The 18921-nt window shown below is 66.1% G+C and carries 21 protein-coding genes; 14 read left to right on the forward strand and 7 right to left on the reverse strand.

The window, feature by feature from the left end:
• Positions 1-140 precede the first annotated feature (140 nt).
• The 8 genes from ACQR2C_RS26425 (at position 141) to nadC (ending at position 7350) form a co-directional block, all read left to right on the forward strand.
• A complete protein-coding gene (locus tag ACQR2C_RS26425; RefSeq protein ID WP_434882446.1) occupies positions 141-1157 on the forward strand; it encodes a transglycosylase SLT domain-containing protein in 1017 nt (338 codons plus the stop codon).
• A 122-nt stretch (positions 1158-1279) separates the two neighbouring features.
• Positions 1280-2026, forward strand: coding sequence for an AzlC family ABC transporter permease (locus tag ACQR2C_RS26430; protein ID WP_316181833.1), 747 nt, complete (start codon positions 1280-1282; stop codon positions 2024-2026).
• Positions 2023-2367, forward strand: coding sequence for an AzlD domain-containing protein (locus ACQR2C_RS26435; RefSeq protein ID WP_315804125.1), 345 nt, complete (start codon positions 2023-2025; stop codon positions 2365-2367). Before ACQR2C_RS26430 ends, ACQR2C_RS26435 begins: the two co-directional genes overlap by 4 nt.
• A gap of 78 nt (positions 2368-2445) precedes the next feature.
• Entirely contained in the window at positions 2446-2928 is a 483-nt protein-coding gene (gene tsaA, locus ACQR2C_RS26440; RefSeq protein ID WP_315804124.1) for a tRNA (N6-threonylcarbamoyladenosine(37)-N6)-methyltransferase TrmO, read from the forward strand.
• A 15-nt stretch (positions 2929-2943) separates the two neighbouring features.
• On the forward strand, positions 2944-3900 hold the full coding sequence (locus ACQR2C_RS26445; RefSeq protein WP_315804123.1) for an NUDIX hydrolase: 957 nt from the start codon (positions 2944-2946) through the stop codon (positions 3898-3900).
• A gap of 68 nt (positions 3901-3968) precedes the next feature.
• Positions 3969-4955, forward strand: a complete 987-nt coding sequence (gene nadA / locus ACQR2C_RS26450) for a quinolinate synthase NadA (protein ID WP_434848837.1) — start codon at positions 3969-3971, stop codon at positions 4953-4955.
• Positions 4952-6505 (forward strand): L-aspartate oxidase, encoded by a 1554-nt coding sequence (locus ACQR2C_RS26455; protein WP_434882447.1) that lies wholly within the window; start codon positions 4952-4954, stop codon positions 6503-6505. Before nadA ends, ACQR2C_RS26455 begins: the two co-directional genes overlap by 4 nt.
• Complete coding sequence (nadC, locus tag ACQR2C_RS26460; protein WP_315804120.1) at positions 6502-7350, forward strand: carboxylating nicotinate-nucleotide diphosphorylase; 849 nt, start codon at positions 6502-6504, stop codon at positions 7348-7350. The genes ACQR2C_RS26455 and nadC overlap by 4 nt, the downstream gene beginning before the upstream one ends.
• Here nadC and ACQR2C_RS26465 read toward each other — a convergent pair whose 3' ends face one another.
• The 4 genes from ACQR2C_RS26465 to ACQR2C_RS26480 form a co-directional block, all read right to left on the reverse strand.
• A complete protein-coding gene (locus ACQR2C_RS26465) occupies positions 7351-7776 on the reverse strand; it encodes an HIT family protein (protein ID WP_434882448.1) in 426 nt (141 codons plus the stop codon). It abuts the gene before it with no gap.
• 60 nt (positions 7777-7836) lie between these two features.
• Positions 7837-9045 (reverse strand): GNAT family N-acetyltransferase, encoded by a 1209-nt coding sequence (locus tag ACQR2C_RS26470; protein WP_434882449.1) that lies wholly within the window; start codon positions 9043-9045, stop codon positions 7837-7839.
• Positions 9046-9147: 102 nt separating this feature from the next.
• Positions 9148-9900: a glycerophosphodiester phosphodiesterase gene (locus ACQR2C_RS26475; RefSeq protein WP_316237479.1), complete on the reverse strand. Its 753-nt coding sequence runs from the start codon at positions 9898-9900 to the stop codon at positions 9148-9150.
• A gap of 30 nt (positions 9901-9930) precedes the next feature.
• Positions 9931-10398: a RidA family protein gene (locus tag ACQR2C_RS26480; RefSeq protein ID WP_315804116.1), complete on the reverse strand. Its 468-nt coding sequence runs from the start codon at positions 10396-10398 to the stop codon at positions 9931-9933.
• Between the two features lie 205 nt (positions 10399-10603).
• On the opposite strand from ACQR2C_RS26480, the gene ACQR2C_RS26485 reads away from it, so the two are divergent.
• Positions 10604-11461 carry a cell envelope integrity EipB family protein gene (locus ACQR2C_RS26485; RefSeq protein ID WP_434882450.1) on the forward strand — a complete coding sequence of 286 codons (858 nt, stop codon included), beginning with the start codon at positions 10604-10606 and terminating at the stop codon, positions 11459-11461.
• An 8-nt stretch (positions 11462-11469) separates the two neighbouring features.
• On the opposite strand, the gene ACQR2C_RS26490 is transcribed toward ACQR2C_RS26485, so the two are convergent.
• Together ACQR2C_RS26490 and ACQR2C_RS26495 are read right to left on the reverse strand one after the other, a co-directional pair.
• Positions 11470-12777, reverse strand: coding sequence for a DNA polymerase IV (locus ACQR2C_RS26490; protein ID WP_434882451.1), 1308 nt, complete (start codon positions 12775-12777; stop codon positions 11470-11472).
• Complete coding sequence (locus tag ACQR2C_RS26495) at positions 12774-13073, reverse strand: DUF3572 domain-containing protein (RefSeq protein WP_315718395.1); 300 nt, start codon at positions 13071-13073, stop codon at positions 12774-12776. Before ACQR2C_RS26495 ends, ACQR2C_RS26490 begins: the two co-directional genes overlap by 4 nt.
• A 217-nt stretch (positions 13074-13290) precedes the next feature.
• Here ACQR2C_RS26495 and ACQR2C_RS26500 point away from each other — a divergent pair, with 217 nt between their 5' ends.
• The 3 genes from ACQR2C_RS26500 (at position 13291) to ACQR2C_RS26510 (ending at position 16219) form a co-directional block, all read left to right on the forward strand.
• On the forward strand, positions 13291-13656 hold the full coding sequence (locus ACQR2C_RS26500; protein ID WP_008964019.1) for a response regulator: 366 nt from the start codon (positions 13291-13293) through the stop codon (positions 13654-13656).
• 12 nt (positions 13657-13668) lie between these two features.
• A complete protein-coding gene (locus ACQR2C_RS26505; RefSeq protein ID WP_316181848.1) occupies positions 13669-15087 on the forward strand; it encodes a PleD family two-component system response regulator in 1419 nt (472 codons plus the stop codon).
• 961 nt (positions 15088-16048) lie between these two features.
• Positions 16049-16219 carry a hypothetical protein gene (locus ACQR2C_RS26510; RefSeq protein ID WP_315804112.1) on the forward strand — a complete coding sequence of 57 codons (171 nt, stop codon included), beginning with the start codon at positions 16049-16051 and terminating at the stop codon, positions 16217-16219.
• Between the two features lie 123 nt (positions 16220-16342).
• Here ACQR2C_RS26510 and ACQR2C_RS26515 read toward each other — a convergent pair whose 3' ends face one another.
• Entirely contained in the window at positions 16343-17110 is a 768-nt protein-coding gene (locus ACQR2C_RS26515; protein ID WP_434882452.1) for a hypothetical protein, read from the reverse strand.
• A gap of 315 nt (positions 17111-17425) precedes the next feature.
• Here ACQR2C_RS26515 and ACQR2C_RS26520 point away from each other — a divergent pair, with 315 nt between their 5' ends.
• Positions 17426-17830, forward strand: a complete 405-nt coding sequence (locus ACQR2C_RS26520; protein ID WP_434882453.1) for a DUF1127 domain-containing protein — start codon at positions 17426-17428, stop codon at positions 17828-17830.
• Positions 17831-18255: 425 nt separating this feature from the next.
• Complete coding sequence (locus ACQR2C_RS26525) at positions 18256-18699, forward strand: DUF1127 domain-containing protein (RefSeq protein WP_434882454.1); 444 nt, start codon at positions 18256-18258, stop codon at positions 18697-18699.
• Positions 18700-18921: the final 222 nt, after the last annotated feature.

Genomic DNA, 18921 nt, shown 5'->3' on the forward strand with positions numbered 1-18921 from the left:
GTCGCGCTCCCTGCAGGACTTGGGGATTGCTAGCCGGCTCGTTCGCGGTGTCAAGGCGCCGCGCGGTGGAACCCCGCATGGTCTTCGGCTTTGTCTGTCGGCAGAATTCCAACCATTGCACCGCGCCCACGATGCTTTCCATGGTTTCCGTTGCTCGCATTGCCTGTCTCGGCCTTGCCTTGATGCTGACCATGCCCTTGTCCGGCGTGGCGGCGGAGCAGGCCTCCGACCGCGACGTTGCCGTGCCGGCTGATCCGAAGGATGGCGCGCGGCAGGATTCGCCGCAGGAGGCTGCGAAGCCGGCAGACGCTGCAGCAGAGGGCCCGGAGAACAAGACCGACGAGTCCAAGGAGAGCGGCACGCGCGAGGCGATCTGCCTGATGATCGAATCCGCAGCCAAGGCGAATGATCTGCCGCTCGAATTCTTCGCCCGCGTGATCTGGCAGGAGAGCCGCTTTCAGAGCGATGCAGTCGGGCCGGTCACGCGCAACGGCCAGCGCGCGCAGGGAATCGCCCAGTTCATGCCGGGCACGGCGAACGAGCGCCAATTGCTCGACCCGTTCGATCCGGTTCAGGCGCTGCCGAAGTCGGCGCAGTTCCTGGCCGAGCTGCGCGATCAGTTCGGTAATCTTGGTCTCGCGGCCGCCGCCTACAATGCCGGGCCACGGCGCGTGCAGGACTGGCTCGGCGGCAAGGGGCAGATGCCGTGGGAGACCCGCAACTACGTCTCGGCGATCACCGGCGCGTCGATCGACGATTGGGCCGCGGCGGGGAAGGGCGGCAAGATGCCGCCGAGCCCGCCGCCGACCTCGTGTCGTCAGCTGATGGCGATGTTGAAGCGCGCGCCGAATCCGTTCGTCACGGAGCTCGAGCAACATGTGGCGCTGTCGGCCGCGAAACCATGGGGCGTCCAGCTGGCTGCAGGCTTCGACCGCAACAAGGCGCTCGCGATGTATTCGCGGGCGATCAAGGGGCTCGGCCCGGTCATCGGCGACCGCGACCCGAGCCTGCTGTCGTCGGTAATGCGCTCGCGCGGCAACCGCGCCTTCTACCAGGTGCGGATCGGCGCCGAGACACGGGCCGAGGCCGACGCGCTCTGCAGTCGGATCCGCGGAGCCGGTGGTGCCTGCTTCGTGTTGCGCAATCGCTCCGGATAGCGCTGCCGCAGCATGGCGTGCGGGGGAATGGCTGCGCCGGACGCAGACCCGCGCGCGCCTGATGGCGGTTGACGCGCGCGGCTTTCGAAAGCCTTATCTTGGTTCGTTCCGCTGGGCCGCCCGTGACACTTCCTCCGCTCGATTCGCCGCAATGGCATGGTTCACTGCGCGCCTTCGGCTGGGGGCTGCGCGCGACGTCGGCGACCATCCTGTCGCTGGTGCTGTTCGTCACCTTCATCGGCATCGGCGCGCTCGCGCACGACACCCATTTCAGCATGCTCTGGGCGATCCTCTCTACCGCGCTGGTATGGGCCGGTCCGGCGCAGATCATCCTGGTCTCCACGCTCGGCTCCGGCCAGACCATTCTGCAATCGGCGATCGCGGTGACGATGAGCGCGATCCGGCTGTTTCCGATGGTGGTGGCGGTGCTGCCGCTGATCCGCTCGCCCCAGACCAAGCGGCGGCACCTGGTGCTGATCGCGCATTTCACTGCCGTGACGCTGTGGGTCGAATGCTATCGCTTCCTGCCGCATGTGCCGCGCGAGCGCCGCATCGCCTTCGTGCATGGGCTCGGCACCGGCCTGATGGGGATTGCGCTGATCGCGACGATCATCGGCTATCTTCTCGCCGCCAATCTGTCGCAGACCTTCGGCGCCGCGGTGCTCTTGCTGACGCCGCTGGCCTTCCTGTTCTCGACCCTGCGCAACGCCAGGGAGCTTGCCGACGTGCTCGCGCTCGGTCTTGGCCTCGTGCTGTATCCTCTGGCCGCCCAGCTCAACAGCGGCGTCGACATCCTGGTCAGCGGCGTCGTCGCCGGAACGCTCGCGTTCGGCGCGCACAAATGGCGCGAGCGGCGGGGGCTGGCATGAGCGACTTCATCGGCGATTGGCATGCGCTCGTGGTGCTGCTGGTGGCAGGCGTGATCCCCAACCAGATCTGGCGCCTGCTCGGACTTTGGTTCGGCAGCGGGCTCGACGAGGGCTCGGACCTGCTGATGTGGGTCAAGGCGGTCGCGACCGCGATCCTGGCGGGGGTCATCGCCCAGATCCTGGTGCAGCCGCCGGGCGCGCTCGCCAGCGTGCCGTGGGGCCTGCGCTACGGTGCCGTCGTTGCCGGCCTTGCGGCCTTCATGGCGACCCGTCGCTCGATCTTCGCCGGTGTCGTCTGCGGCGAGGCCGCGATGCTGGCCGGCAAATGGTGGCTCGGATGAGTTGCGCGATCTTGCGCGGCCGCAATTGCGGTGAGCCGAGGTTCGGATAGATTGCCGGGAAGACCTGAGGACTCCGCAATGACCGCTGATACCGATCTCCGCCCGGGCGAAGTCGCCATCGACGCGCCACAGCCGCGCGACGCCACGCTGTATTTCATCGGCCGTATCCGCACGCCCTGGACCTCGCGTCTGGAGACGCCGCGGCAGGGCAGCTTCGAGGGGCCGGTGTGCCGGCTCGAGATCTTCGAGCCCTGGGTGCCGGCGCTAGAGGGCATCGACAGTTTCAGCCATCTCCAGGTGCTGTACTGGCTCAACCGGGCGCGCCGTGATCTCGTAAAGCAGAGCCCGCGCCATCATGATGGCGAGACCCGGGGCACCTTCGCGCTGCGCTCGCCGGTGCGTCCCAATCCGATCGGCGTGTCGACGGTCCGCTTCGTCGCGCTGGAGGGCAGCACCGTTCTGGTGCGCGGTCTCGACTGCCTCGACGAGACGCCGCTGATCGATCTGAAACCGGATCACTGCGTGTTCACGCCGGCGGCGGCTGGCAAGGATGACAAATAGGACCGACAGATCCGGATGTCGAAGGTGAACAAGCGGCCGCAGAAGACGGTGACGGCTCTGGATGCGATCACGGCGGACCTCGTCGCCGTGCTGGTGGCGGTGACCGACGGGCAGCCCAGGATCATGACGATCGAGCACGCTGCGGCGCTGCCGAGCGGACCGTTTCAGTTCGGGCACCGCTCGCTGCAGACCGGCCTGCGCGCCTGGGTCGAGGCCCAGACCGGCCATCCCCTGGGCTATGTCGAGCAGCTCTACACCTTCGCCGACCGTGGCCGTACCGGCGATCCCGACGCGCCGCACCGGATCTCCATCAGCTATCTCGGCCTGACCCGTGAGGAGGAGGGGCGCGAGGGCGCGGATGCGCAATGGTCATCCTGGTACGACTACTTCCCGTGGGAGGATCATCGCGACGGGCCGCCGGCGATCCTGGCCAAGATCATCGCGCCGAAGCTGAAAGCCTGGGCCCGATCCGCCGACGAGCCGACGCTGCAGAAGACCAGGTGGCGGCGCGCCGCCATCACCTTCGGCCTCGACGGCCGCGAGTGGAACGAGGAACTGACGCTGCAGCGCTACGAGCTGCTGTATGAGGCGGGGCTGATCCCCGAGAGCGTGCGCGAAAAGGGAGGCGATCCGATCGTGCCGGGCCGCGCCATGACGGGTGATCACCGCCGCATTCTCGCCACCGGCATCGCGCGGCTGCGCGCCAAGATCAAATACCGGCCGGTCGTGTTCGAGTTGATGCCGGAAGAATTTACACTCCTGCAACTGCAACGCAGCGTCGAGGCCTTGGCAGGCCGGCTCGTCCACAAGCAGAACTTCCGCCGCCTCATCGAGCAGCAGGAACTCGTTGAAGAGACAGGCGCAATCGCTGCCGACACGATCGGTCGGCCGGCCAAGCTGTTTCGCTTCCGGCAGGGCGTTCTGGCCGAGCGGGCGGTGGTAGGAACCAAGCTGCCGCTCTCGCGGTCTTGATCGCCCGCTCTTGACAAGGCTTATGCTCAGGATAAGTATAAGGCATCTTATGCTCATGGAGAGTATAAATGGCCGATCTTGTCCTGCCCGCCGTCGCGCCGAATGCATCGCTTGCTGAGCGTCTGAGGCGGGTGATCCCGCCGCCGGAATGGGCTGTCTTCGAGGACGATGTCGAAGCCATCCTGGCGCTGAAGCGCCGGCGCAATGCCGTGGTGCTGGCGCACAACTATCAGACGCCCGAGATCTATCACGGCGTCGCCGACATCGTCGGCGACAGCCTGCTGCTGGCGCGCGAAGCGACCAAGGTCGATGCCGAGGTGATCGTGCTCGCCGGCGTCCACTTCATGGCGGAGACCGCCAAGCTGCTCAATCCCGACAAGACGGTGCTGATCCCCGACGTGGAGGCGGGCTGCTCATTGGCGGAGTCGATCACCGCCGCCGACGTCCGGCTGATGCGCGCGCGCCACCCGGGCGTGCCCGTGGTCGCCTATGTCAACACGTCGGTGGCCGTGAAGGCCGAGTCCGACGTCTGCTGCACGTCCGGCAACGCGCGCGCGGTCGTCGAGTCGCTCGGTGTCGATCACGTCATCATGCTGCCGGATGAATATCTCGCGCGCAACGTCGCCGCACAGACCAAGGTCAGGATCACGGCCTGGAAAGGGCATTGCGAGGTCCATGAGCGCTTCAGCGCCGATGACGTCCGCACGCTGCGCGACAACCATCCCGGGGTCACCGTGCTCGCGCATCCGGAGTGTCCGCCGGAGGTGGTGGCGGAGGCCGACTTCGCCGGCTCCACTGCGGCGATGTCGGACTTCGTCGGAGCAAGACGGCCGATCCGGGTGGTGCTGCTCACGGAATGCTCGATGAGCGACAATGTCGCCGTGCTCCATCCCGACATCGAGTTCATCCGCCCCTGCAATCTGTGCCCGCACATGAAGCGGATCACGTTGAAGAACATCCGCCATGCGCTCGAGACCAACACGCACGAGGTCACGATCGATCCCGCGATGGCCGAGCGCGCGCGGCGCGCCGTGGAAAGGATGCTGGCATCATGAGCATCGATGTTTCGAAGTTGGCTGGCCGTCCCGTGATCATCGGCGGCGGAGCCGCAGGTCTGATGACGGCGCTTCAGCTCGCGCCCGAGCCCGTCGTACTGCTGTCGAAGTCGCCGCTCGGCGCGGAGGCATCGAGCATGTGGGCGCAAGGCGGACTGGCCGCGGCGGTTGGCGATGACGATGATCCGTCGCTGCATCTTAAGGACACGCTCGCTGCCGGAGCGGGATTGTGCGACGAGTCCGCCGCGCGCCGTATCATCGATGCTGCGCCGGCCGCGGTCGAGCGCCTCGCCCAGCTCGGCGTCGCGTTCGACCGGCATGCGGATGGACGCTGGCGTCTGGGCCTGGAGGCCGCGCACAGCCGCAAGCGGATCGTGCATGCGACCGGCGACGGCACGGGACGCGAGATCATGCGCGCACTGATCGCGGCGGTGCGGCGTTGTGCTTCGGTGACCTTGCTCGAGGGCGTCGAGGCGCGCCGGCTGATTGTCGACGACAACGCGATCCAGGGCGTGGTTGCAGTGCGCGGCGATGCGGCTCTGATTCTCGCCACGACACGCGTCGTGATCGCAACCGGCGGCATCGGCGGGCTGTTCCTCGACAGCACCAATCCCACCGGCTGCTTCGGCCAGGGGCTCGCGCTGGCGGCGCGGGCCGGGTCCGTGCTGTCCGATCTCGAATTCGTGCAGTTTCACCCCACCGCGTTTGACGGGCCCTCGCGGCCGCTGCCGCTTCTCACCGAGGCGATCCGCGGCGACGGTGCGGTGCTGATCGACGAGACCGGCACGCGCTTCATGGCCGACGAGCCGGGGGCCGAGCTGGCGCCCCGCGATGTGGTGGCGCGCGCGGTGTGGCGGCGCCGCGCGCAGGGACACCGTGTGTTGCTCGATGCGCGCGACAAGCCGGGCCAGGATTTCGCCGCGCGCTATCCCGTGATCAGCGCCTTCTGCCGCATGGCGGGCATCGATCCCGCGCGCGATCCGATCCCGGTGCGGCCGGCCGTGCACTATCATATGGGCGGCATCGCTGTTGACGCGATGGGCCGCAGCACGGTCGAGGGCTTGTGGGCCTGTGGCGAGGCCAGCCGCACCGGCCTGCACGGCGCCAACCGGCTCGCCAGCAACTCGCTGATGGAAGCGATCGTCTGCGCGCAATGGGTGGCCGAAAGCGTGGCCGGCGCGCCGCAGCGTGCGGGCAAGCCGTGCGCGGTGGCGGTCATTCCGCCGGCGTCCGATCCGTCGGCCGTACGGCCGCTGCTGTCGGATGCGCTCGGCGTGATGCGCGAGCGCCGCACGATCGCGGCGGCCGTCCGCAGCCTGCTTCCGCTGGCGGAGCAGGCCGGGCCCGCGGCTGATCCTGCGCTGGTCGGCCTGATGCTCGCGGTCGCGGCGCATGCCCGTGAGGAGAGCCGCGGCGCGCATTTCCGCAGCGATCGTCCGGACACGCGGACCGTCGCGCAGCCGTCCAGCTTCACTCTGCCCGAGGCGATCACGGTTGCGCGCGACATCGTCGAGGCCGAGCAGACGCCGTTGAGGAGTGCAGTGCCATGAGTCTCAATCCTCTCTCGCCCTTGCTCTACGAGCCGCTGGTGCGCATGGCGCTGCTTGAGGATCTCGGCCGGGCCGGCGACATCACCACCGATGCCATCGTGCCGGCCGAGCAGCGCGCATCGCTGAAGCTGCGGGCGCGCCAGCACGGCGTGATCGCGGGCCTCGATGTGGCGCGCTGCGCCTTCCAGACCGTCTCGCCGGACGTGCGCCTGGAGGTCGTGCGGCCTGATGGCAGCGCCGCGGCGCCGGGAGACACGATCGCAACCATCAGCGGCCCGGCGCGGGCGCTGCTGACCGGCGAGCGCGTGGCGCTCAACTTCCTCTGCCGCTTGAGCGGGGTCGCCAGCGCGACGGCGTCGCTGGTCGCGGCGGTGAAAGGGACCAAGGCGCAGATCGTCTGTACCCGGAAGACCACGCCGGGCCTGCGCGCGCTGGAGAAATATGCGGTGCGCGCCGGAGGCGGCGGCAATCACCGGTTCGGGCTCGACGATGCCGTCCTGATCAAGGACAACCACATCGCCATCGCCGGCGGCATCAAGGCTGCCATCACGCGCGCGAAGGCCCATGCCGGCCATCTCGTCAAGATCGAGGTCGAGGTCGACACCTTGGCGCAGCTCGAGCAGGCGCTGACGCTCGGCGTCGACGCGGTGCTGCTCGACAACATGACGCCGGCGGAGCTCGAAACCGCGGTGGGCATGATCGGCGGCAAGGCCATCGCCGAAGCCTCGGGCCGGATCACCGTGGAGACCGCGCCCGCGATCGCCGCGGCCGGCGTCGACCTGATCTCCGTCGGCTGGATCACGCATTCGTCGGCCGCGCTGGACATCGGGCTCGACGAGGCCTGATCAGCCCTTCAGCGCCGCAATCAGCTTCGCCGCGTTCTCCTCCAGCAGCTTCGGATCTTCCTTGCGGCTCGCGGGCGGCAGCAGGGAATCGCCATTGTGGCGCGGCATGATGTGGACGTGCAGGTGGAACACCATCTGCCCGCCGGCATGCTCATTGAACTGCTGCACGGTGATGCCGTCGGCGGCGAACGCGGTCTTGGCCGCGCGCGCGATGGTCCGCACGGCACGGCCGACATGGAGGTAGTCCTCCTCGGTGATATCAAGGATGTTGCGGGCCGGCACCTTCGGGATCACCAGCGTATGCCCGGGGACGCGCGGCATGATGTCGAGGAACGCCAGCACGTGGTCGTTCTCGTAGACCTTGGTGCAGGGGAATTCGCCGCGCAGGATCTTTGCGAACGGATTGTTGGGATCGTAGGCGGTCATGGGCAGTCCCTTAAGCGGTTCTTCTTGGTGCGCCTTACTCTCACCGGCAGGTGTCGCCGGTCAAGACGGCTCGTCCATGCCTTTCCGGAACGGTCCGGATTCGGCGAGCTCGCGGCCGGCCTGCTCGACATAGGCGCGCTCGCGCTTGAGATAGTCGTCGATGGCGCGGCGCAGGCCGCGGTCGGCGATGTAGTGGGCGGAGTAGGTGGTCTGCGGCAGGTAGCCGCGCGCGATCTTGTGCTCGCCCTGGGCGCCGGCCTCGACCACGGCAAGCTTGTGCTGGATCGCAAAGTCGATCGCCTGGTAGTAGCAGACCTCGAAATGCAGGAACGGGTGGTGCTCGATGGCGCCCCAGTTGCGCCCGAACAGCGTATCCGAGCCGATGAAGTTGATCGCACCGGCGATCCAGCGGCCGTCGCGCCTGGCCATCACCAGCAACACGTCCTCAGCCATGGTCTCGCCGATCTGCGCGAAGAACTTGCGGGTCAGATACGGCCGGCCCCACTTCCGCGAGCCGGTCTCCATGTAGAACGCGAAGAACGCGTCCCAGGCGTCCTCGGTGATGTCCTTGCCGGTCAGCCAGTGGATGGTGATGCCGGCGGCCAATGCGTCGCGCCGCTCGCGCTTGATCGCCTTGCGGTGGCGCGAATTCATCGTCGCCAGGAAATCGTCGAAGCTGGAAAAACCCTGATTGTGCCAGTGGAACTGCTGGTCGGTGCGCTGCAGGAAGCCCTGCGCGGCGAGCAGCTGCCACTCCGACTCCCGGGCGAAGGTGACGTGGACCGACGACGCCTCGCTGATCCCGCACAGCGCCTTGAGCCCCTGCGCAAGCGCATTACCGATCAATTCCTGGTCCTGGTCGGCGCGGATCAAGAGCCGCGGCCCGGTCGCCGGCGTGAACGGGACCGACACCTGCAGCTTCGGATAATAGCGGCCGCCGGCGCGCTCATAGGCGTCGGCCCAGCCGCGGTCGAAGACGTATTCGCCCTGCGAATGGGACTTCAGATAGCACGGCACGACGCCGAGGATCTCGTCGCCGATCTTCGCCACCAGATGGCGCGGCGCCCAGCCGGTACGCAGGGTGGCCGAGCCAGAGGCTTCGAGCGCCGAGAAAAACGCATGTGAGATGAACGGATTGTAGCCGCGGCCGCAGGCGGGAGATGAGCCGGGACCAACGCGACCGCCGGGATTGGCGCAGGCATCCCATGCGGCCGCCGGGATCTCGCTGATCCCGGGAACGGCTTCGAGCGTGATCTCAGGCGATGCCATCGAGTCCTTGTCAAACCGGCCGGCACGGGACGCCCCGGCCGGGACGTTCCAGATGCCACGCCCTGAAGATCGTGCATCGCAGCAGCGAGTTCAAGGCCGGCGTCACGTCTCCGGCGTAAACCCTTCGAAGATCATCTGATCCGCGTAGCGGGCTGCGGCGGCACGCTGCTCGGGGGTGCGGACGGTCCAGGTCAGCAGCGGGCAGCCGAACACATTGCGCGCGATCCAGGGGGCCGGCGCAGGCAGCTGGTCGACCCAATAGGCGACGAAATGCGGCTGGCTGCTGAAGCCGTGCTTCAGATGCAGCATGCTGTCGCGCTGCGCCTGGGTCAGCTTGGCCCAATAGCCGTCCTCGTAGCTGCGCTGCGCGACGATGCCGCGCGTCAGCTTCGGCATGGTCTCGCGCAAGGCACGGACCTGGTCCGGATCGAACGACATCCCGACCACCGGCCCGGAGTAGGACGCCAGCACCTCGGCCATGCGCCGGACCAGCCGGCGATCGCCCTGGAACGTGCTCTTGACCTCGACGACCAGTGGCACGCGTCCGGCGATCAGGTTGCAGAGGTCGCCGAGCGTCATCATCTGCTCGTCGGTCTGCTTGAACTTGATCGCTTTCAGCTCTGCCGCGGTCTTCTCGATCAGCGGGCCGGTGCCCTCGGTGAGGCGTCCGAGATCATAGTCGTGATGCACCATGGCCTCGCCATCGGCCGACAGCTGGATGTCGCATTCGATGGCGAAGTTGCCGGCCACGGCGCCGCGTGCGGCGGCCGGCATGTTCTCGATGATGCCGCTGACAGCATCGTGAAGGCCGCGATGGGCGACGGGGCGGGCCGTCAGCCAGTCAGGTGCGCGCATTCGCCCCGTCCATTGTCTTCAACTTCGAACTCACTCAACCTCGAACACGCCTTCGACTTCCACCGCCGCATCGGACGGCAGGGCCGAGACGCCGACGGTGGTGCGGGCGTGGCGGCCCTTGTCGCCGAAGGCGGCGACCATCAGGTCGGAGGCGCCGTTGAGAACCTTCGGTCCGTCGAGGAAATCCGGCGCCGAATTGACGAAGCCGCCGAGCCGGACCACGCGCACGACCTTGTCGAGATCGCCGACCGCCGCCTTCACCTGCGCCAGCAGGTTGACGCCGCAGCCCTTCGCGGCCGCATAGCCGTCCTCGATCGACACGCCGCCGCCAAGCTTGCCGGAAGCGATCATCTTGCCGTCGCCGCCGAGGCAGACTTGGCCCGACACGAACAGCAGATTGCCGGTGCGCACGAACGGGACGTAATTGGCCACCGGTGCCTTTGGTGCCGGCAGTGTGATGCCCTGTGCCGCCAGGTTCTGTTCGACCGTACCCGCCATCTCAAATCCCCGTTCTGTCGCCTGAAAGCCGGTCCCGTGCCGGACCGCGGCCCTGTTTGGCGCAGTTGCCAGTGACATGCAAGCTGCCAGCACCGACGCGATTCCGGCGCTTTAAGCGCACGTTTCCGTGAGACAGCCGCAGTTGCGACGCAATGCAGCGGTCTCTAATGTGACGGTTTAGCGATACGTCCTCCGAGGAAAACTCATGGCTCATTCGTTTCGACTGTCGATGGGAGCGCTCGCCGTCGCGGCGATCACGTTCGGTCCGGCGCAGGCCGGGGCGGCGGTGCCGTTCCTGCCGCATCAGGCGCTCTACGACCTGAGCCTGGTCAAGTCGCGCGGTTCGAGCCCGGTCAACAGCGCGCGCGGCCGCATCCTCTACAATTTCTCCGGCAACGCCTGCGACGGCTACACTTCGGAATTCCGCCAGGTCTCGGAGCTCGATCTCGGGGAGGGCAAGGTGACCCTGAGCGACCTGCGGTCCACCGCATGGGAGGACGGCGCCGGGAAGAGCTACCGCTTCAAGATCGACTCGCGCATGAACGAGCAGGCCCCCAGCCCGGTCGACGGGATCGCCGAGCGCACCGGCGATCACATCACCGTCAAGCTCAAGCAGCCCGAGGCGAAGACCTTCACGCTCGACGGCTCGACCGTTTTTCCGACCGAGCAGATTCATCGCATCATCGCCGCCGCGCGCGAGGGCAAGTCGCTGCTCGAACTGACGGTCTATGACGGCTCGGACAATGGCGAGAAGGTCTACAACACGCTGACCGTGATCGGTGCGCCCGTGCCGGCCGACAAGGCCGCCGCCAAGCCCGACGCCTCGACCGACAATGACGAGATGAAGAAGATGACGCGGTGGCCGGTGACGGTCAGCTATTATGACCGCGACGCCAAGCGGGCCGAGGGCGAGCAGACGCCGGTCTACGCGATGTCGTTCGAGCTCTACGAGAACGGCGTCTCGCGCGCGCTCGTGCTCGACTACAATGATTTCGTCATCGCCGGCGCGCTCGGCAAGTTCGACGTCAAGGACGTGAAGGACGGCAAGCCCTGCAGCAATTGACCGGGGCGTCATTCGGTCTGCTCCGGGCCGTCATAGGCGATGCCGCGGATCACCGCGGCCTGGCCGAACTTCTTGCGTAGCGCATCGATCGCGCGCTCGGCCGAGGCCGAGCGGCGGTCGAGCATGTCGGTGTCGGAGGCCTCCGAGCCCGGGCGCAACGCGCTGACGCCTGTGCCCATCAGCCGGAACGCCGTGCCGTCGGTCTCGCGCGCCAGCATCTCCTTGCAGATTGCGAAGATCTTGCCGGCGAGCTGCGTCGGCGCCGCGATCGATTGCGAGCGCGTTCGTTGGCGGAAGTCGGCGGTCTTGAGCTTCAGCGTGATGGTCGACCCGGCGAGCTGGCTCGCCTTCAGCCGTGCCGACACCTTCTCCGACAGCCGCCACAGCGTCTTTTCCAGGGTCACGTAGTCGCGGATGTCGGTGTCGAAGGTGGTCTCGCTGGAGATCGTCTTGGCGCCGCGATCGGCCACCACCTTGCGGTCGTCGAGGCCGCGCGCCAGCCGCCACAGCCGGCGGCCGTCACCGCCGAACTGCTTCATCAGCTCGATCTCGTCGGCGCGCTGCAGGTCGGCGATGGTGCGGAAGCCCTGGTTCGCCAGCCGCTGCTGGGTGGCCGGACCGACGCCGAAGATGAAGCCGACCGGCTTGTCGGCCAGCATCATCAGTGCTTCCTCCTGGTCGAGCGCGGCAAAGCCGCGCGGCTTGTCGAGATCCGAGGCGATCTTGGCCAGGAACTTGTTGCAGGACAGCCCGACAGACACCGTGATGCCGATGGTCTGCTCGACGTCGCGGGCGAAGCGCGCCAGCACCTTGGCCGGGATCATGCCGTGGACGCGCGCGGTACCGGAGAGGTCGAGGAACGCCTCGTCGATCGACAGCGGCTCGACCAGCGGCGTCAGCGCCTGCATCGCCTGCCGGACCTCACGCCCGACGCGGACATATTTCGCCATGTCCGGGGGAATCACGGCCGCCGAGGGACACAGCTCCAGCGCCTTGAACATCGGCATCGCCGAGCGCACGCCATAGGTGCGGGCGATGTAGCAGGCCGCCGACACCACGCCGCGCTTGCCGCCCCCGATGATGACGGGCCGGTCGGCGACCTCTGGATTGTCGCGCTTCTCGACGGTTGCATAGAACGCGTCACAGTCGATATGGGCCAGGGTCAGCGCGGGCAGGGCGCGATGGCGGACGAGGCGCGGCGAGCCGCAGCCCGAACAGCGGCGCGCGCCATCGTCGAGGTCCGTCAGGCAGTCTCGGCAGAAGCAGGTCGGCCCGCTGACCGCGCGTGACCCGCTCGCTGGCGCCGAGCCGGTCACGGCACGTCGCGCTCCCACTGGCGGTCGCCCAATACCTGCCGTGCTGCCATGATATTGGTGGGATGTAACTTGGAGTGGGCGGCAAAAGCCTTTACCGTCTCGTCATCGCGCAGCACGAAATCGAGCACGCTGACCAGGAAATTGGGGTCGGCGGCCGAGGATCGCAGCGTCTCCGGCCCGATCCCGGTCTCGGCCAGGAAACGGCCCAGCCGCTCCGGTTCGCCGGCCAGGAAGCCGAGGGCCTGAACTGCAACGATTTCAGCGACTTCGCGCGGATTTCGAACGGGCTTTTTCAACGGCGGATTTGCCTTTCCGTTAACTTGTCGGCTCTACTTTGCGCCCATCATGCCCGAGTCTTCGGAATGGGTTCAAGCAAGTGGAAACCATCTCGGGGAAAGATGGAATCCCACCTTAACGGGTTTGAACGAATCTGGGGCTAGTTTGAATTAGATGAGTAGCGGTGGACAGTCGTCCGCCAGAGGACATGCCGGTGTCAGTGATTCGGAGGGGCGGATGGGCAAGACCGTCCTGATCGTGGAAGACAATGAGCTCAACATGAAGCTCTTCCGCGATCTGTTGGAAGCCCACGGGTACCAGACCTCCGGTACGTCCAGCGGCGTGGAGGCGCTCGACATCGTGCGCCGGACCCGCCCCGATCTGATCCTGATGGACATCCAGCTGCCGCAGGTCTCGGGCCTGGAAGTGACGAAATGGATCAAGGACGATCCGGATTTGCGTGCCATCCCGGTGGTGGCAGTGACGGCCTTTGCGATGAAGGGCGACGAGGAGCGCATCCGCGAGGGTGGCTGCGAAGCCTATCTTTCCAAGCCGATCTCGGTCGGAAAATTCATTGAAACGGTACGCCGCTTTATCGGCTAAGGAGTTTCTGCAGTGTCCGCGCGTATCCTCGTCGTCGACGACGTCCCGGCCAACGTCAAGCTGTTGGAGGCGCGGCTGTCGGCCGAATATTTCGACGTGCTGACCGCCGCGAACGGCGCCGAGGCTCTGCAGATCTGCCAGCGCGCCGAATGCGACATCATCCTGCTCGACGTCATGATGCCGGACATGGACGGCTTCGAGGTCTGCCGCCGGCTGAAGTCGAATCCGGCCACGCATTTCATTCCGGTCGTCATGGTGACGGCGCTCGACAGCCCGTCCGACCGCGTGCGCGGCCTGGAGGCCGGCGCCGACGACTTCCTCACCAAGCCCGTCTCCGACGTCGTGCTGATCGCGCGCGTACGCTCGCTGACGCGGCTGAAGATGATGACCGACGAGCTGCGCATGCGCGCGCTGACCTCGCTCGAGATCGGCGTGCAGGCGCCCGAGCGCAACGCGGTCGCCGACGCCGGCAAGGGCGGGCGGGTGCTGCTGGTCGACGACCGGCCGTCGTCCTACGAGCGGCTCGGGCCGATGCTGGCGACCGAGCATTCCATCGACGTCGAGACCAATCCCGCCGAGGCCGTGTTCAACGCCGCCGAAGGCAATTACGACCTCGTCATCGTCTCGCTCGACCTCAACGATTTCGACGGCCTGCGGCTGTGCAGCCAGTTGCGCTCGCTGGAACGCACGCGCCACGTGCCGATCCTGGCGATTGCCGATGCGGAAAACAATTCGCGGCTGCTGCGCGGGCTGGAGATCGGCGTCAACGACTATCTGCTGCGCCCTGTCGACAAGAACGAGCTGCTGGCGCGCGCCCGCACCCAGATCCGCAAGCGCCGCTACACCGACCATCTGCGCGACAACGTCCAGAACTCGATCGAGATGGCGATCACCGACGCGCTGACGGGCCTTCACAACCGCCGCTACATGGAGACGCATCTTTCGACCTTGGCCGACCAGGCCGCGAGCCGCGGCAAGCCGCTGGCGCTGATGATGCTCGACATCGACTACTTCAAGTCGATCAACGACAATTATGGCCATGATGCCGGCGACGACGTGCTGCGCGAGTTCGCGATGCGCGTGCGCAAGTCGATCCGCGGCATCGATCTCGCCTGCCGCTATGGCGGCGAGGAGTTCGTGATCGTGATGCCCGAGACCGACCTGCACGTCGCCGGCATGGTCGCCGAGCGGCTGCGGCGCTCGGTCGCCAACGAGCCGTTCGCCGTGCACAAGGGCGAGAAGCGCATCGAGGTCACGGTCTCGATCGGGCTGTCGACCCTGGAGCAGAAGGGCGAGCCGATTGCCGACGTCATGAAGCGCGCCGACAATGCGCTGTACCGGGCCAAGAACGAGGGCCGCAACCGCGCGGTGGCGATCGCCCCGGTCCATCAGCCGACCTTCCTGCCGCAGGCCGCCGGCCGCGGCCGCTAGAGGGGCAGGGGGCTGCGCTCTCTTCGTCCTCGGCTGAAGTTGCCGCGCATCTGTCCAACGCCCTCCATCTGCCATCGAGCGATTCCGGGCCTCGTGCTTCGAGACGCGCCGCAAGCGGCGCTCCTCAGCATGAGGTTGAGAGCTTCGCCAAGATCTCTCCAGCATCCCTCCGAGATCACGCCAAAACCACGAACCTCGTCCTGAGGGCACGCCGCAGGCGTGCGTCTCGAAGGACGGCCGCGGGGCTGATGCATCCTCGCGAGGAAGACGTGCTCCATCGCGTCGGAATGCTGCGTTCACGTGTGCTTTCCGTTCAGACATGACCAATCGTCCTCGCGGCGCATCCGCGCCCGAGCTTTGCCATTCAAAACCCTCTTCGAGAACAGAGGGCGCAGGGAAGGCCGGGTGCTGGTCGCACCCATGGTCCGCGTGCAGAAAGAAAGCACGCGGCAGAACCACAGGTACGAGCCGGACATCCGGCCCTCCCTGCGCGATGGCTTTACGGCTTACTCCGTGCTCTCCCCGGGGACCGGCGTTCTTGCCCCCGTCACCGGCGCGCTTCGTCGCAGCGCCCGCTTGGCCTCAGCGTCGGGAGGCCAGGACCACACGGCTTCACCGTGCGCATCAGGATGTTCGTCCGCGCGGATCAACCACGCTGCACCCCGACACGCCCACCGCAACCCACCTCACGCTCGTGACGATCGCGATGCGCCCCTCATGGCGAGGTGGGATGTCATGGAGGTAGCACTATTTCTGGAAAAAAGAAAGCGCAAATTGCGCTCCGAACAGCCGACGAGAGTGATATGGTTGAAAGCGTTCGAGAAGTTCGTCTTTTGGCGCAGGATCATGTCGGCGCGCTCGGACGGACGCCCGAAAATAAGGCTGACGCTGATCGGACCTGCGAACGTCAGGCGTCTTATGTTAGCTTGATCGTGGCGTTGCTTGCTCGTTGGGGGAAAACATGAAGCCGCTTCGCATGGGTGTTATGACCGGCGTGCTGATGTTGTGCGGGGTCTTGGTCCTCGAAGCGCTCGGTGTGCAGACCGATCTTTTGGTCCTCATGGTCTTGGGAGGCGTTTCGGGCTCGCTGGCTGACATCTTGGAACGCTTCATGGCGGGGCGCGGTGCGTAGCGTGGGTCATCGCCGCCTGGTCAGCCGTTATTGTCGGAGATTCCCGCCCTGATATGGAGGATCATTTCCGGAAGAGCCGGAGTGCCGTGATGAACCTCGATCAGGCCAATCCGTCCAGCGAACTCATGGGTAGTAGGATTGCGGTCCAGCCCGAACCAAATGCAGTCTCAACTCGTGATCTGGCGTCGAGGGGACAACGAGAGGCCTCGTGAACTCGCTAGGGATTTCGATCTCGCAACGATCTGAGCCGTTGCTATAAACGAGTGTATCCTGCGAAATCCGCAATGTGGTGCTCGAGCCGCGCTGTGGGTCATCGGACCACCTGTCCAGCGCTGCTATGCTGTCCGGGGCCGCAATACGCTGTAGCGCTCTGATCTCGTCAACGAGCCACCGGGCTTGCTGCGTCCGGAAAAAAATGAACGAGTGAAGGTGTTGATGAACCCAGGTATCATTTTCGTCTGCCATCGATTGGATCGTGGCGCTCGTGCGCTGAAGCGCGATCGTCTGGTTTCGTACCCTTCGGCGATAGTTCGGGGGCCATGGCGAAAACAGCAGATATCCCGGCAACGCGTAGCGCAGATTGCCCGACACCGTTCGTCGCCACGGCGAGGGGCTGTCCTGGCCGGCCGCGGCTGATTGGATGAAGAGCATACCCTTGGTCTTGCGGATCAGCGGCCAGAAATTGCGTGCGGGCGAGCGGCGAATGGCGTGGTGAAGTTGCATGATGGCAAGCGTGACGGGAGCCGCCCGTTCCAGTTGCTCGATGGCCATGGCCACGTGCTTGCTGTTCTGGCGTGCGTAGTCCTCGACAAGGGCGCGGTTCAACCTGCGAAGATGCCCGCGATAAGTCCGCATCTGTGCATCAAAGGCGTCGGCCATCCGATCGTACATCGCTCACTCCCGATCGAAGCATATCACATGAGCGCCGATTGGCCCCGCGTGCTGTTGGACAACAACAACTCGCTTTAAGGATGCGTGACGCCGACATATCGCTTGATGTTGTGCGGGCAGCGTGGTATCTAAGTGCCATGAACAAACTCGTGCGCATCATGAACTTCGACCACATGACCCGCTTCGGCCGGGCCGTGGAAGGAGTCGCGCGCTAGGAGTTTGACGACGCGATGTTCTCACCAGGCCCCGCCGGCATCGGACGGGGCCTTTTGTTTGGCCACGCTCCCTGCCGGCACAACAGCAGGAGCGCAGGGGATGCCACCCCACCAGACCAATTCGATCATCGACGCCGGGCACGTGTCAGGGCTCAACGTCGATCTCTCGATCGCCTCAGTCAAAGACGCGATCAGCAGCGTGCAGCCATCGACGCAGTCCGAGACGTCCATCGCAGCTTTGCGAGACGCGTTGTCGGAAAAGGACGCGGCCGGCCCGCCGGCCAGACCGACCTGGCTGGTCATCCGCCTGATCGGCCGATGCTGGCGCGCCATTCAAGAACGGCAACGCCGCGAGAGCGCGCGAGCAAGCCTCTACGAGCTGAGCGAACGCGAGCTCACCGACATCGGCATCACGCGCGCCGAGATCGAGCACATCGCCGCGCTGCAGACGCTCGACAGCCTGCGGGACAACCCACGATATCTCATCGCGCGCCGGGGAATGTAGCCGGTCGTTGAAAGTGGCGACGCAGGGACAACCGACCAATAGCGCGAGATAGCCGCCGCGACGTCATTGCGAGCGTCAGCGAAGCAATCCAGGGTCCCGCAAACGGCTCTGGATTGCTTCGCTGCGCTCGCAATGACGGAGGTGAGATGGCGCCTCTGTCTGGACACCAGTCTGCCGGAGACGTCGTGTGCTCGGGGCTCGGCATAACACAGCCTCGCATGGGTGCCCATCTGCGAGCGCAGGAACTACATGCCTTGATCTGGCGCAGTCTCCGTGGTAGATGAAAACCATGATCAACGTCGTGCGCCGCTCCAACCGCAAACATACGACCCGCTGCAGCCGGGCCGTGGGAGGAGTCGTGCGCTAGGATTTCGACGACACGATCATTCCACCAGGCCCCGCCGGCATCGGACGGGGCCTTTTGTTTGGCCACGCTCCCTGCCGGCACCACGCAGCAGGAGCACCCGATGCCACCCCAGACTCACCTCACTGCCGAGATCGCGCGCAATGCCGCCACGCGCGATCGTCCTCTCACATTGCTGAAGAACGCGGCGCACCAGGTGCCAGCCGCGCCGCGACCCAACGCATCCGTCACGTTGCTGCGTGACGCGTTGTCGGAAAAGAATGCGGCCGGGCCGCCGGGCCTCACGGCTAGGGGGCTGTTCGGCCTGCTCGCATCCAGTTGGCTTGCGTTCCAGGAAAGCCGCCGGCGGCGAAGGATGAGACTCTATCTAAGTGACCTGAGCGAGGCGCAACTGGTGGATATCGGCTTGACGCAAGGCGATCTCGACCATATCGCAGCCCACCGCGCGCTCGAGCGCCTCAGGCACGACACGGCAAATGTCATGATGTCCCGCGGCGTGATGTAGCTGCGGCAATTGACGCTAACAGATGGTTCGACAGGGTGGATCGGCGTGATCCGCCCTGGCGATGCCGTGCCCATTTGTTTGTCCCGGCGTCATTGCGAGCGCAGCGAAGCAATCCAGGGCTCAGCAGGGACTCTGGATTGCTTCGCTGCGCTCGCAATGACGGTGGAGAGATCGTGTTTCTCTCGCTCAGTGCCCAGGCGGAGTCGCGACGGCGGATCGTGC

It is taken from the genome of Bradyrhizobium sp. HKCCYLRH3061 (assembly GCF_051168015.1).
Classification (GTDB): Bacteria; Pseudomonadota; Alphaproteobacteria; order Rhizobiales; family Xanthobacteraceae; genus Bradyrhizobium.